Source organism: Kitasatospora sp. SolWspMP-SS2h (assembly GCF_003259315.1).
In the GTDB taxonomy this organism is placed as follows: Bacteria; Actinomycetota; Actinomycetes; order Streptomycetales; family Streptomycetaceae; genus Kitasatospora; species Kitasatospora fiedleri.
Window position 1 is genome coordinate 63,030 of the sequence record NZ_QLLT01000022.1, and the last position, 13,326, is coordinate 76,355.

Consider the following 13,326-nt stretch of genomic DNA (forward strand, 5'->3'; position numbering starts at 1 on the left):
GCGAGGGCTCTGCACTGCAACGGCGCGGCCGGCGGCTGTTCCTGGACATCGGTGGCTCCCGGGGTTCTCGGTCGAGCAACTGCTGTCCCAGTCCTCCCCTCCCACACCCGCCCCACACACACGGCCTGTCACAAGTCTGCAACCGACCGTCGCCGGAGCCGGTCCGGGCCGGGGGGATCAGCGCGGCGTCTTCGCCAACTGGCGGGACTGGGCGACCAGTCGGCCGTTCTCGTCCCAGATCTCGCAGTCCTCCTCGAAGTAGCCGCCGGCCACGTTGCGGGTGGCGTGGGAGACCCGGAGCCAGCCGTCGGCGGGCAGCGCCCGGACGTGCACGGTGAGTTCGATGGTGGGGGCCCAGCCGGGGCGGCCGAGGTCGAAGGTGACCGGCGGGAGGGCGTCGGCCGCGAGCAGCAGGGAGAGCGGGTCGGCGGGGCGCTTGTCGGCGAGCCGGAACCAGCCCTGGATCCGCCCCCGCTTGGACGGCTGCCCCACCGCCCAGCCGATGGCGGCCGGGTCGAGCCGCAGGTCGAGGCGGCGCAACAGGGCGGCCTGGGCGATGAGTTCGCGCGGGGCGTGCTCGACGCCTATGCACTGCTCGGGGCCGGGCAGCTCCGGCGGCAGCGCGGTGGTGGCGACCTCCGCGTCGAGCCCGGCGAGGTCGGTGAAGGAGGCGGTCAGGCGCAGCCGCTCCTCGCCGCCCTGGGAGAGGACGGCGCTGCCGGTGGCCAGGCTGCGCCCGCGCCGGACGATCTCGGTGCGGACGGTGGCCGGGCCGGGCCGGGAGGCGGAGACGTAGGTGCCGCTGACGGTGAGCGGGTGCGGGTGCGCCGGTCCGGCCTCCCGGGCGAGGGCGTGCGCGGCGAAGGCGAGCAGCAGGCCGCCGTTGACGCCGCCGCCGATCTGCCAGCCGTCGCCGAGTTCGCCGTCGTAGCGGCCGGGTTCGCCGGGGTGCGGGGTGAGCGCGATGCCCTGGTCGAACTCGAAGGCGGGGATGGTCTCCGGCATGGCTTCGCGGCCCTTCTGCGCGGCGGGCAAGAACATTACTTGCCGGTAGCTTACGCGCGAAGGCCGCCGGACCAACAGGTCCGGCGGCCTTCGGGAGGTGCGGGGCTCAGCGCCGGATGCTCGGCTTGAGCTCCATGAACCGGGCGAGCAGGCCGTTGACGAAGGCCGGCGACTCGTCCGTGGAGAACTCCTTGGCGATCTCCACCGACTCGTCCAGGACCACCGCGTCGGGCGTCCCGTCCTCCCAGATCAGCTCGTACGCACCGAGCCGGAGCACGTTGCGGTCGGCGATCGGCATCCGGTCCAGCGTCCAGCCCACCGCGTAGGTGGAGATCAGGTCGTCGATGGTGCGCGCGTGCTGCGCGTAGCCCTCGACCAGCTGCATGGTGTACTCCGCGACCTGCGGGATGCCCTCGTCCGGACGGGGGTCGCGGGCCCGCGCGATCCAGTCGGCGAGCACCCGCTCGGGGGACACGCCGCGGTGGTCCGCCTCGAACAGGATCTGGAAGGCCCGGGTGCGGGCCTTGCTACGAGCAGCCGCCACGGTTACTTGACCCGGCCGAGGTAGCTGCCGTCGCGGGTGTCGACCTTGACCTTCTCGCCGGTGGTGACGAAGAGCGGCACCTGGATCTCGGCGCCGGTCTCCAGGGTGGCGGGCTTGGTGCCGCCGGTGGAGCGGTCGCCCTGGACGCCCGGCTCGGTCTCGGCGATGACCAGCTCGACCGCGGCGGGGAGCTCGACGTACAGCGGGACGCCCTCGTTCTGCGCGACCAGGGCCTCGAAGCCCTCCAGCAGGTACTTGGCGGCGTCGCCGACGGTGGCGGCGTCGACCGGGACCTGGTCGTAGGTGTCCATGTCCATGAAGATGAACGCCTCGCCGTCGCGGTACGAGTACTGCATGGTCCGCTTGTCGACGTTGGCGGTCTCGACCTTGATGCCCGCGTTGAAGGTCTTCTCGACGACCTTGCCGGAGAGGACCTCCTTCAGCTTGGTGCGAACGAAGGCCGGGCCCTTGCCGGGCTTGACGTGCTGGAACTCGACGACGGTCCAGAGCTTGCCGCCGTCCAGCTTGAGGACCATGCCGTTCTTGAGATCGTTCGTGGTAGCCACGGGCGCACTTACTCCTGATATGTCCGCTGTCAAGGAACACCAAGCGGCGCGCCGCCGGGACCGGGCTCGGTCACAGCGCGAGGAGCTCCTTGGTGGTGATGGTGAGCAGCTCGGGCCCGCCCTCCTCGGGAGGCCGCACCACGAGCGTGTCCTCGATCCGGACGCCGCCCCGACCCGGGAGATGGACCCCGGGGCCGACGGTGACCGGCACGCGATTGTCCAGTTTACCCATGTCGGCGGGCCCCAGGCGCGGAGCCTCCCGGATCTCCAGGCCGATGCCGTGCCCCAGGGCGTGCACGGAGCGCTCGGCGTGGCCCGCGGCCTGGAGGATCGAGCGGGCCGCGTCGTCCGGGACGTGCTGCTCGACGCCGGGGCCGAGGGCCTCCCGGCCGGCCCGCTGGGCGTGGAAGACCAGCCGGTGCAGCTCGACCTGCCAGGCGGCGGGGGCGGCGCCGATCACGAAGGTGCGGGCGGTGGAGATGCCGTAGCCGCGGTAGCTGGCGCCGAGCGCGACGGTGAGGAAGTCGCCCTCCTCGACCCGGCGGTCGGTGGGCTGGTGGCGCTCCAGTCCGGAGTGGGTGCCGGTGCCGACCGAGACCGGGAAGGCGGCCCGGTCGGCGCCGTGGTCGATCATCCGGCGCTCCAGCTCCATCGCCAGGTGCCGCTCGGTGCGGCCGACCAGGATGGATTCGAGCAGCTCGCCGAGGGCCTGGTCGGCGATCTCGGCGGCGATCCGCAGGTCGGCGATCTCGTGCTCGTCCTTGACCACCCGCAGCCGCTCGACCGCCCGGTCCAGGTCCAGCAGCCGGTCCGCCTGCGCCAGCCGGGCGACGGCGCGGTGCCGGGCCACCGTGAGGTCGTGCTCCTCGACGGCCAGGTCGCGCACCCGCAGCCGGGCGGCGGCCTCGGCGGCGGCGCACGCCGCGTCGGCCTCGCCGGGCACCGGCAGCCGGGTGACCTCCGGGTCGAGCCGCCACCCGCCGCCCTCGCCGCCGCCGGGGGGCGCGGCGTCCTCGGGCAGCGCGAGCAGCGCGCGCTCGCGGGTGAGCAGCAGCGCGGCGCCCAGCGGCGGGCAGCCGGTCAGGTAGCGGACGTTGGCGGCGCGCGTGATCAGCGCGGCGTCGGCCCCGGAGGCGCTGCAGTGCTCGCGGAGGCGTTCGCGTCGTTCGGCGTGCGCGTCGGACATGCCCCGAGCCTACGAACGGGGGCCCCGGGGCGCCTGTCGGGGCGGGCCGTCGGGTGGGGAATGCCCGGCGTGGCGGCCGTGTTGTGACCTGATGAAAACGGCAATCGTTGCCGGGAGAAGGACGGAGAGGAGGCGGGCATGGCACGCAGCGAACTGCGACCGGTGGTCACGCTCCGGTCGACGGCGGGCACCGGGTTCACGTACGCGACGCGGAAGAACCGCCGCAACGACCCGGACCGGATGGTGCTGAGGAAGTTCGATCCGGTGGCCGGGCGGCACGTGGAGTTCCGCGAGGCCCGCTGAGGCCCCCGGGGGGCTCGGTGAGCCCGAAAGCCCGGACCGACCGACACACACAGCGAGGAGGAGCAGTCATGCAGCAGGGAATTCACCCCGACTACCGTCCGGTGGTGTTCCGCGACAAGACCGGGGGCCTGTCGTTCCTGACCCGCTCCACCGCCGCGAGCGAGCGGACGGTCGAGTGGGCCGACGGGCGGACGTACCCGGTGGTGGACGTGGAGACGTCCTCGGCGAGCCACCCGTTCTACACCGGCAAGGCCCGGCTGATGGACACCGAGGGCCGGGTGGAGCTGTACCGGCGCAGGTACGGCGGCTGACGGCGCACGGCGTGACGCGAAGGGCCCCGGGGCTTCCCCGGGGCCCTTCGCCCGTGTCCGGACCGCCGGCCACCGGTCGGCTGTCGGCGATCGGCTACGCGCCGGGCGGGGGGACCGAGACCACCATGGTGACCAGGCACGGCGCGTCGCCGTCGTTGCGGTAGCCGTGCGCGGTGCCGGCCTCGTAGGAGGCGGTGGCCCCGGCCGGGACGCGGTGCTCGCGGCCGTCCAGGGTGAGGGTGAGCACGCCCTCGTCGACCCGGGCGATCTCGACGGTGCCGGGCGGGTGCGGGTCGGAGGCGTGCGACTCGCCGGGGTGCAGCCGCCAAGACCACAGCTCCAGCGGCCCGGGGGCCTCCGCGCCGCCGAGCAGGGTGCCGCTGCCGCCCCCGGGGCCGCTCCACAGCCGGACGGCCTGCTCGGCGGGGACGATCCGGACGGCGGAGGTCTCGTCGTAGTCGAGCAGCCGGGCGATCGAGACCCCGAGCGCGTCGGCGAGCCGGACCACGGTGCCCACGCTCGGGTTGGTGCGGGCCTGTTCGATCTGGACGACCATGCCGCGGCTGACCCCGGAGCGGGCGGCCAGGGCGTCCAGGGTGTGCCCGCGTTCGAGCCGCAGGCGCTTGAGGTTGCGGGCGAGGGCCTGGGTGACGAGATCGGCGTCCGGCACGGGCAGTCCAATATTCTGGTTGGGTGGGTGCAGCAGGTTGAACTATGCTGCGGCGGCATCGACAGATCCACCGACTGTACTGCGGGGTCCACCATGCTGTCCGCCCGCCGGTTCCTCCGGTGAGCGCCGCGTTCGCGCTGCTCGCCAGCCTGCTCTGGGGCGTCGCCGACTACGGGGGCGGGGCGATCACCCGGCGGGTGCCCGCCCCGACCGTGGTGGTGCTCTCCCAGTCGGCCGCCGCCGCGGTGCTCGCGGCGGCGGTGACCGCCACCGGCGGCTGGTCCGGGGCCTCCCCCGCCCTCTGGTACGCGGTGGCGGCGGGCGCGGTCGGGCCGTTCGCGCTGCTGGCGTTCTACCGGGCGCTGGCGCTCGGGCCGATGGGCGTGGTGTCGCCGCTGGCCACCGTCGGCGTGCTGGTGCCGATCGGCGTCGGCCTGTTCCTCGGCGAACGGCCGGGCGCCGTCCAGGGGTTGGGCATCGCGGTGGCCGTCGTCGGGGTCGCCCTGGCGGGCGGCCCGCAGCGCGGCGGGCCCGCGGTCGGCCGGCGGGTGCTGACACTCGCCCTGGGCGCGGCGTTCGCCTTCGGGGCGGTGCTGGCCCTGGTCGCGCACGCCAGTGCGGGCGGCGCCCTGCTGCTGACGCTGTGCGTGCAGCGGCTGACCAACGCGGTGGTCGGCGCCGGGATGCTGGCCGCCGCGGCCCGCCGGCGGCCCCTCGGACTGTCGGCGGGCGCCCGGTCGCTGCCCGCGCTGACCGCCGTCGGGGTGGCCGACGTGGCCGCGAACGGCCTGTACGCGGCCGCCTCGCACCTGGGGTCGGTGGCGGTGGCGGCCGTGCTGGCCTCGCTCTACCCGGTGGTCACCGCGCTGATGGCGCGCGGCCTGCTGAAGGAGCGGCTGCTGCGGGTGCAGGTGGTGGGCGCGGGCCTCGCGGTGGCCGGGACGCTGATCCTGGCCACCGGCTGACGCGCCGCCAGGACGCGCCCGCCCCCGGGCCGCCGAACGTCCGGGAGCGCTCGGCGATCCGCCGGCAGCCGGTCGCGGCGGCCCGGACCACCACGAGCGGGCCGGCGATCACGGAGCCGACGCCGTCCGGGCCGAGCACCGGGCCGACCGGGACCGTCCGCCCGGGGCGGCCGGTCGAGCGGGTGGCCCGGTGCGGCGCCCGGGCCGGGGTGGCGCGGACCGCGCCCGGCCGGCGGCGTGCCGAGCGCGGGTCCCGATCGGCGGCGTACCGAGCGCGGGTCAGGCCATCCAGAAGAAGACGCAGGTCATCCGCTTCTCCTCCAGCGCCGTCCCGTGGTACTCGGTCGCGGTGTGGATCAGGTTGGCGGTGTAGAGCAGCAGCCGGTTGTAGCGGTGCGGGACGGCCAGGTCCTCGGTGAAGGAGTCCGGCGGGACGAAGCGGGTGCCCAGCGCGTCCACCAGGTTGTTGTGCGGGGCGACCACGCTGTTGCCGCCGAGCCGGCCGCCGGGCAGGCTCTGCCGGTAGAAGCTGGTGCCGCAGCGCTTGGGGACGGCCGGGTTGAGGTACAGCACGGCGGCGTAGCGGCACAGCGAGCGGGAGTCGGTGTGCGGGCGCGGCTCGCACTCCCCGGCGCCCACCACCTGCACGCAGTTGTGGTTGAAGGTGCCGCCCTCGGCCTCGTCCAGCGCCCAGATCCGCGGCGCGCCGGTGGCCTCCCGGACCAGTTCCTCGACCCGCGCCAGTTCCGCCGGCTCCAGGCCGGGCATGGCCCGCAGGCCCGGCCAGGACTCCGGCTTGTGCGGGTAGCCCTCGTCCCAGTCGGTGCGCGCCAGGTGCCGGGCGCGCACCGCGTCCGGGTCCGGGAGGACGTCGTCCAGGACCCAGTAGTCACGGCCGCGGGTGGGCTTGCGGTACGGCAGGACCGGGAGTGCCGGGGTGGGGCGCCGGTCCTGGAACGGGAGAGCTGGCATGGACCCGACCATAGGAGCGGCCTGCCGGGGCCTCGCCCAAGGCCCGGTCAACCTTGCGTCAAGGCTTGCCCGTGACGCGGCGTCAGGACCGCTGGCAGCGCGGGCACACCGGCACCACCTGGTGCGCCGAAATCGCGCTCCTGTCGATGGGGCGAACGGCAGACGAGCACCAGCCGCGCAAGCGTCCGGCCGCGACGATTCCGATTGCGGCAAGAACCACCGAACACACCCTGCGCAACCAGACGAGCGCACTATGCTGCCCCCACCCAATCCGCACGACATTCACACGGTCTGACAGGTTTGAACGGAGTCATCTGCATGGTTCACCGCCGCTCCGGACAGCGCAGCGCCACCGACCCCCTGGAGCCGCTCCTGGAGTCCTGGCAGAAGTCCCTGATCGACCTGGGCTTTCGCAACCGGCTGGTGCACTACCGTCGCGGCGGCAGACAGGCGGGCACGGACATCGCTGCCCCGGAACTGGCGCGGGTGCTGGAAGCGCTGCCCAAGGGCTGCCTGTTCGCCCCGGTACCGGAGACGAGCCCGGATGCCGGGACATCGGTCGAGCTGTTCGGATACTCCGACCCCCCGCTCACGAAGCCGACCGGAGGCCGCCCCCTCGACACACCCGCCTCTCGCACGGGCACCGGCGGGACCCGGCTCGCCCTCCGCACGACCAAGGCGACCCAGGGCGAGCAGGACAGGCACCTCAAGCGCCTGGCCACCGTGGCGCAGGAGAAGTACAACGACTTCGGCCTGTGGGTCCTGCACCTCGGTGTCGGTTTCCTACAGTGGTGGCCGGCCGCCGACGCCGATCCCGTATCCTCCCCCCTTCTGCTGGTGCCGGTACGGCTGCGCAAGTGGAAGGGCGACTCCTTCCTTCTGGAACCCAACGGGGACGAGGAGCCGAGCTTCAACCCGGCGCTAGCCGTCAAGATGGAGGAGATGGGCCTCGAATGGCCCGCTCCGGAACAGATCGACCTCACTGACGCCGTGGGCCTGTTGGAGCAGGTCCGCAGGACCGTCTCGGGCCGCACGGGGTGGCAGGTCAGCGAACGTGTGGTGCTGGATGCCTTCAACTCCAGCAAAGAGGTGATGTACCGGGACCTGCGGGACAACATGCAGAGGATCCTGGGCAGTCCGCTGGTGCGCACCCTGGGGCTGGGCTCCGGTCCGGCCGACACCGCAGGCTGGTTCGACTTCGATCCGGTGCCGCTCGACCTGATAGACCAGAAACAACCGCCGGAGAGAGCACCGCTCGTGCTGGACGCGGACTCCTCCCAGCGCCAGTGCGTCGCCGCCGCGATCGACGGCAGGAGCTTCGTGATGGACGGCCCGCCCGGTACCGGCAAGAGCCAGACCATCACCAACATGATCGCCGGGCTCCTCGAGCAAGGGCGCAGTGTCCTGTTCGTCAGCGAGAAGGCCGCCGCGCTGGACGTGGTGCGCAACCGCCTCGAACAGGTCGGTCTGGACGACTACGTCCTCGCCCTGCACAGCAACACCGCCAACCGCAAGCAGGTCGCACAGGAGCTGGGCCGCGCGCTCGCCGCGCCCCGCCGCTCCTTCCCCGCTGCACGTCGGGACGAGCTCCTCACCGCAGAGGAGCTGCGCCGGGAACTCTCCGGGTACGCCGCTGCGATGAACGAGCACCACGAGGGCATGAACCGCTCCCTGCACGACGTCCTGGGCCGGGTCTCGTTGCTGCATTCCCTGCCGCAGCTCGCCCCGGAACGGGAGTTCGACGCGGTCGGCCTCACCGAGGAACTGCTGCGCGGCATCCTCGACGGCGCGCGGTGGGTTTCCCGGTCTTGGCGGCCCGCGGTGGAAGGCGAATCGTTCGTCTGGCGCGGACTCGGTGAATCCGGCGGCGAACTGAACGCCCTGGCAAGGGCCTTGGAAGACTTCGCTGGCCTGCGCGGAGCCTTGGCCCCACATGGCCCGCTACTGGAGGCCATGGGCTGGGACGGCCTCTACGACGTCGAGCGTCTGATCAACGCCATCCGGCTGGGTGCCGGTCGGCCCGCCGTCCCCCTGCCCTGGTTGACGACCGAACCGGACCGGATCACCGACGGCATCCGGATGTTCGAACGCCGGCTGGAGGCAGTGGAAACGTCCGAGCGGAAGGCCCGCGACCTGCTCGGAGCGGGCTGGGCCGAACTCGCGGATCCCCTTGCACCGGTCTCCCCCGAACCCGGGCCACAGGAACGGGCACTGACCGAGCTTGTCCCGGCCGGCCTGGACCTGGCCGAGGCCACCGCCGTACAGGTCGATGCCCTCACCAACCGGCTGACGGCCGATGCGCGGAACCTGGAACGCGCACTGCAGCAACTCGCCAACGCAGCACGCGTGTACGGCGTCCCCGCGCCGGAGACCTGCGCCCAGGGCCTGCGCTTGGTCCAGCTGACCGGTCTGTCCCTGCCGGAACAGACCCAGAAGCCTCCGGCGCAGTGGCTCACTCCCGCCGGTGCGGCCCAGGCCCGTACCGCCCTGGACCGGCTGTCCGACGTAATCGCCGATCTGCGTGCGGCCCGCGACAAGGCCCGTCGGCAGTTCACCGAGCAAGTCCTGGCGGAGACTTCGCTGGTGGATGTGGCCCAACGCTTCGCCACCGTGCATCGCTCGATCACCGCACGCCTGTCCTCCGCGTGCCGGGCCGATCGTCGTACCGTACGAACCCTGCTACCTGCGGGTGCCAAATGCACGAAGGCCGTCCTCGCCGCACTGCCGGACGCAGTCGCCTGGCAGCAGGCCCAACAGCAGCTCGAGTACGAGGGCCGCCGGAGCGGGGAGCTCCTCGGCCACTTCTGGCAGGGCGAGGAGACCGATTTCGCCTCGGCGGAGAAAGCGCTCGGCCTGGCCTCACGGGCCGCCGAACTAGCTCCGCAGGTCCTGGACCTAGAAGCGTTCCGCTCCCAGCTCGCGCACGACGGGGAACCCCGTCCGACGGCCCGCGAGGCCGCCCGGCAGGCTGGCGAATCGCTCGCCGCGTGGCGCGACTCGCTGGTCCTGCCGCCACGTCTGGGCGCGCCCGGCGAGTTGGAGGACGGTTCCCTGGCCGATGCCGTCCGTTGGAGCACCGCCCACCTGCCACCGTTGCGGGAGGCCTCCCGGTTGCTCGCGCACGTCCGTACGGTGTCCGGACACGACGACCTGACCCTGGGGCGGGCACGCGCCGCGGTCACGGCCGCGCTGACCGCTCGGGCCGCCGACGAGGAGTTCGCCGCCCACTCCGTCGGAGACGGTGAGCTCCTCGACGTGCTGTACGCCGGCCGCGGCACGAAACGAACCATGCTGGAGCAGGCCTTGGCCTGGCTGCGGAGGCTGCGGGAGAACTGCCTACTCGAAGATGGGGTGTTCCCCACCGAGGCGGCCCGGATCCTCCATCGGGCGCTTCCCGACCCCGTGCTGGAAGAGGCCAGGGACTTCTGGGACCGCTCCAGCGCCAGATTGGCCGACATGTTCGACGCGTCACGTGAACGTGAACTGCGCGCTGCGCTGTCCGTGACCTCGTCGGCCGAGCTGCTGCTGTCGCTGCTGGACGGCGATCACGGCGGACCTGACGAGTGGGCCGCTTACCAGCGAGGCCAAGGAGCCCTGGAGAAGGCCGGCCTGGGCGATCTGACCTCCCGTGCCGTCCGGGCCGGGATCACCCCGGAGGACTTCCCGAAGGTGGTGGAGAAATCCGTATTGCGCTCCTGGACGGATCGCGTGATCCAGCGCGACCCCCGACTGGTGTGGAACCGGGCCGAGGACCGCGACGACAAGGTCGCCGCGTTCCGCGACATCGACCGCTCCCTCGCCGAACACGCCCGGACGCGGGTGGCCCGCGCCTGCGATCTGAATCGCCCCGACGCGCTCAGCAGCCCCGGCGCGAGGCTGATCCAGCACGAAGGCAAGAAGAAGATCCGGCACAAGCCCGTGCACGTGCTGCTCCGGGAGGCCGGAGCGGCGGCGCTGCGCGTCAAACCCTGCTTCATGATGAGCCCCCTGACGGTCAGCCGGTTCCTGCCGCCGGACCTCACCTTCGACGTTGTGATCTTCGACGAGGCGTCCCAGATCCTGCCGCAGGACGCGATCAACTGCGTTTACCGGGGCAAGGCCCTGATCGTGGCCGGGGACGAGAACCAGTTGCCGCCCACCGCTTTCTTCACCGCAGGCGAGGAGGAGGACGACGACCCGTACACCGAGGACGAAGTCCCTCGGTACGAATCGCTGCTCTCCCTGGCCAAGGGCAACGGGATGCTCAAGGAGCTCTCGTTGCGCTGGCACTACCGCAGCCGGCACGAACACCTGATCGCCTTCAGCAACCGCCAGTTCTACCGGGGTGCGATGACCACCTTCCCCGGCGCGTTCTCCGAGGGCCCCGACGTGGGCGTGGCCTTCTTCCGAGCCGAGCAGGGCCTGTACCGCTCCGGTGTGGCAGCGCGCAACAACCCAGGCGAAGCCGCCGAGGTCACCCGTCGCGTCATCCACCACTTCCGCACCCGCCCGGGCCGTTCGCTGGGCGTCGTCGCGCTCTCCCAGGCCCAGGCCGAGGTGATCCGGGAGGCGGTCGACCAGGAACGCCGGCGGAACCCCGGTCTGGACGAACACTTCTCCGACGACCGGCTGGACGGTTTCTTCGTCAAGAACCTCGAAGCGGTCCAGGGCGACGAGCGCGACGTGATCATCATGTCCGTCGGCTACGGCCCCGATGAGAACGGCAAGCTCAACCAGAACTTCGGACCGATCAACCGCAAGGACGGCTGGCGGCGACTCAATGTCGCCGTCACCCGGGCCCGCTACCGGGTCGAGGTGGTCGCCTCCTTCGAGCCCGATGCCCTCCGCCCGTCCGAAAGCGCGAGCTTCGAACACTTCGCCCGCTACCTCAAGTACGCCAAGTACGGCCCGGCCGCACTCGCTCAGGACAGCGCGGACGACAACGCCCTGCCCGAGAGCCCGTTCGAGGAGTCGGTGCTGGAGGTACTACGCGGCTGGGGCTACACCGTCCAGCCTCAGGTGGGCGTCGCCGGCTACCGCATCGACCTGGGGGTGCGTGACCCTCGATGGCCTGGACGCTACGCCCTCGGGGTCGAGTGCGACGGTGCCATGTACCACTCCTCCAAGGCGGCCCGTGACCGGGACCGGCTGCGCGAATCCATGCTCACCGGTCTCGGCTGGACGCTGCACCGGATCTGGGGCACCGACTGGTACCGCAACCGGGCGGCAGCCGAGAATCGGCTACGAACCGCCGTCGAACGGGCTGCGGCCCGCAGCGCGGACACCGCTCCCCCGTCCGGGGTCGCTGCGGAGATCCCCCGAACCGCGTCCGCGCCGCACTCTCCGACGGCGGCACCCGCACTGAAGCCCTCGTCCTCCGACAGCTCGGTCCCGGCTAAGGGTGCCCTTCCGAATTCCTCCGAACAGCGCGTCCGCCACGAGTTGGAACAGTTGCGAGCACAACTGGAACTGCACTCTGACGCGGCCGTTTCCGACTCCCGGCCCCGGGCCCGTACCGACCAGCAGCGCAGGCAGCGCGGGCTCGCCGAGCAACTGGAGGAGCGTGCCGCCCTGCTCAAGGCCTACCTGACCGGCGACCGTAGAGCTATAGCGGGCACGGTGTGCCCCGGCCGCCTGGTACGGATCGATTTCGGCGGGGACCAGCAGGAGTACGAGATCACCTCCCAGGAACCGCACTCCACCGAGGTCGAGAAGCTCAGCCCATTCACACCGCTCGGCCGGGCTCTGCACGGCCGGATGGCCGGCAACCGTATCGAGTACGAGCACGACGGACGCCGGATCACGGTGCAGCTGCTGACCGTCCGGGACTGACCACACTGCGGTGCGCGTCGCCGGGTGGCCTTCCGACAGGAGCCGCCACCCGGCTCGGCACGCCCCTCGGGCGAGGGGTACCCCAGCCCAGGGTCAGGAGTGCGTCAGGACCGCTGGCAGCGCGGGCACCAGAACAGGTTCCGGGCGGCCAGCTCCTCGGTGCGGACCGGGGTGCCGCAGACCAGGCAGGGCCGGTCGTGCCGCCGGTACACGTACACCTCGCCGCCGTGGTCGTCCACCCGCGGCGGGCGGCCCATCGCCTCCGGGGTGTGCTCGGGGCGGACGGTGTCGATCCGGCCCGCGGCCACGCCGTCGTGCATCAGCGCCACCAGGTCCGTCCAGATCGCGTCCCACTCGGCCCGGGACAGCTCGCGCCCGGGGCGGTGCGGGCTGATCCCGAGCCGGAACAGCACCTCGGCGCGGTACACGTTCCCGACGCCGGCCAGCACCTTCTGGTCCATCAGCAGCGCGGCCACCGTGCTGCCGCTGCGGGAGACCCGCCGCCAGGCCGCCTCCCCCGACTCCCCGGCCCGCAGCGGGTCCGGCCCCAGCCGGTGGTGGACGGCCGCCTTCTCCTCCGGCGTGAGCAGCTCGCAGGCGGTCGGCCCGCGCAGGTCGGCGTACCCGGTGTCGTTGACCATCCGCAGCCGGACCTGCCCGACCGGCTCGGGCGCCTCGCCCGCCCCGAACGCGTACTTCCCGTACAGCCCCAGGTGCACGTGCAGCCAGTGCTCGCCGAAGCCCAGGAACAGGTGCTTGCCGTGCGCCTCCGCCTCGTCCAGCACCCGCCCGTCGATCAGCGCGGCCCCCTCCGCGAAGCGCCCCTGCGGGCTGGACACCCGCACCGGGCGCCCCCCGAACAGCTCGTCGTTCTGCCTGGCCAGGCGGTGGATCACATGCCCCTCGGGCACCGGCGGTCAACTCCTCGGTCGGTGTGGCGTGAGGAGTCCATTGTCCCAGGGCGCTCGGACAGCCCGGGCGGCCCGGCTCAGG

At 72.5% G+C, this 13,326-nt stretch carries 11 protein-coding genes; 4 read left to right on the forward strand and 7 right to left on the reverse strand.

Annotated features, from left to right (window positions below; translation table 11 throughout):
• Nucleotides 1-177 precede the first annotated feature (177 nt).
• From K353_RS25355 to K353_RS25370, 4 genes are all read right to left on the reverse strand, one after another.
• Entirely contained in the window at nucleotides 178-1,041 is an 864-nt protein-coding gene (locus K353_RS25355) for a thioesterase family protein (RefSeq protein ID WP_370447655.1), read from the reverse strand.
• A gap of 70 nt (nucleotides 1,042-1,111) precedes the next feature.
• The gene (nusB, locus tag K353_RS25360; RefSeq protein WP_099897939.1) at nucleotides 1,112-1,549 is read right to left on the reverse strand and encodes a transcription antitermination factor NusB; all 438 of its coding nucleotides are present in this window, start codon (nucleotides 1,547-1,549) and stop codon (nucleotides 1,112-1,114) included.
• A gap of 2 nt (nucleotides 1,550-1,551) precedes the next feature.
• The gene (efp, locus tag K353_RS25365; RefSeq protein WP_111555856.1) at nucleotides 1,552-2,115 is read right to left on the reverse strand and encodes an elongation factor P; all 564 of its coding nucleotides are present in this window, start codon (nucleotides 2,113-2,115) and stop codon (nucleotides 1,552-1,554) included.
• Between the two features lie 70 nt (nucleotides 2,116-2,185).
• Complete coding sequence (locus tag K353_RS25370) at nucleotides 2,186-3,301, reverse strand: aminopeptidase P family protein (RefSeq protein WP_111555857.1); 1,116 nt, start codon at nucleotides 3,299-3,301, stop codon at nucleotides 2,186-2,188.
• A 138-nt stretch (nucleotides 3,302-3,439) separates the two neighbouring features.
• On the opposite strand from K353_RS25370, the gene rpmG reads away from it, so the two are divergent.
• Together rpmG and K353_RS25380 are read left to right on the forward strand one after the other, a co-directional pair.
• Nucleotides 3,440-3,604, forward strand: a complete 165-nt coding sequence (gene rpmG / locus K353_RS25375) for a 50S ribosomal protein L33 (protein WP_100835254.1) — start codon at nucleotides 3,440-3,442, stop codon at nucleotides 3,602-3,604.
• A gap of 68 nt (nucleotides 3,605-3,672) precedes the next feature.
• The gene (locus tag K353_RS25380) at nucleotides 3,673-3,915 is read left to right on the forward strand and encodes a type B 50S ribosomal protein L31 (RefSeq protein WP_111555858.1); all 243 of its coding nucleotides are present in this window, start codon (nucleotides 3,673-3,675) and stop codon (nucleotides 3,913-3,915) included.
• A gap of 94 nt (nucleotides 3,916-4,009) precedes the next feature.
• Here K353_RS25380 and K353_RS25385 read toward each other — a convergent pair whose 3' ends face one another.
• Nucleotides 4,010-4,585, reverse strand: a complete 576-nt coding sequence (locus K353_RS25385; RefSeq protein WP_111555859.1) for a helix-turn-helix domain-containing protein — start codon at nucleotides 4,583-4,585, stop codon at nucleotides 4,010-4,012.
• A gap of 119 nt (nucleotides 4,586-4,704) precedes the next feature.
• On the opposite strand from K353_RS25385, the gene K353_RS25390 reads away from it, so the two are divergent.
• A complete protein-coding gene (locus tag K353_RS25390) occupies nucleotides 4,705-5,550 on the forward strand; it encodes a DMT family transporter (RefSeq protein WP_111555860.1) in 846 nt (281 codons plus the stop codon).
• A 279-nt stretch (nucleotides 5,551-5,829) separates the two neighbouring features.
• On the opposite strand, the gene K353_RS25395 is transcribed toward K353_RS25390, so the two are convergent.
• Nucleotides 5,830-6,522 (reverse strand): DUF6445 family protein, encoded by a 693-nt coding sequence (locus K353_RS25395; protein WP_111555861.1) that lies wholly within the window; start codon nucleotides 6,520-6,522, stop codon nucleotides 5,830-5,832.
• Between the two features lie 318 nt (nucleotides 6,523-6,840).
• On the opposite strand from K353_RS25395, the gene K353_RS25400 reads away from it, so the two are divergent.
• Nucleotides 6,841-12,333 (forward strand): DUF4011 domain-containing protein, encoded by a 5,493-nt coding sequence (locus tag K353_RS25400; RefSeq protein WP_111555862.1) that lies wholly within the window; start codon nucleotides 6,841-6,843, stop codon nucleotides 12,331-12,333.
• Between the two features lie 104 nt (nucleotides 12,334-12,437).
• Here the strand turns inward: K353_RS25400 and K353_RS25405 are convergent, their stop codons facing one another.
• On the reverse strand, nucleotides 12,438-13,244 hold the full coding sequence (locus tag K353_RS25405; RefSeq protein WP_111555863.1) for an Fpg/Nei family DNA glycosylase: 807 nt from the start codon (nucleotides 13,242-13,244) through the stop codon (nucleotides 12,438-12,440).
• Nucleotides 13,245-13,326 lie beyond the last annotated feature (82 nt).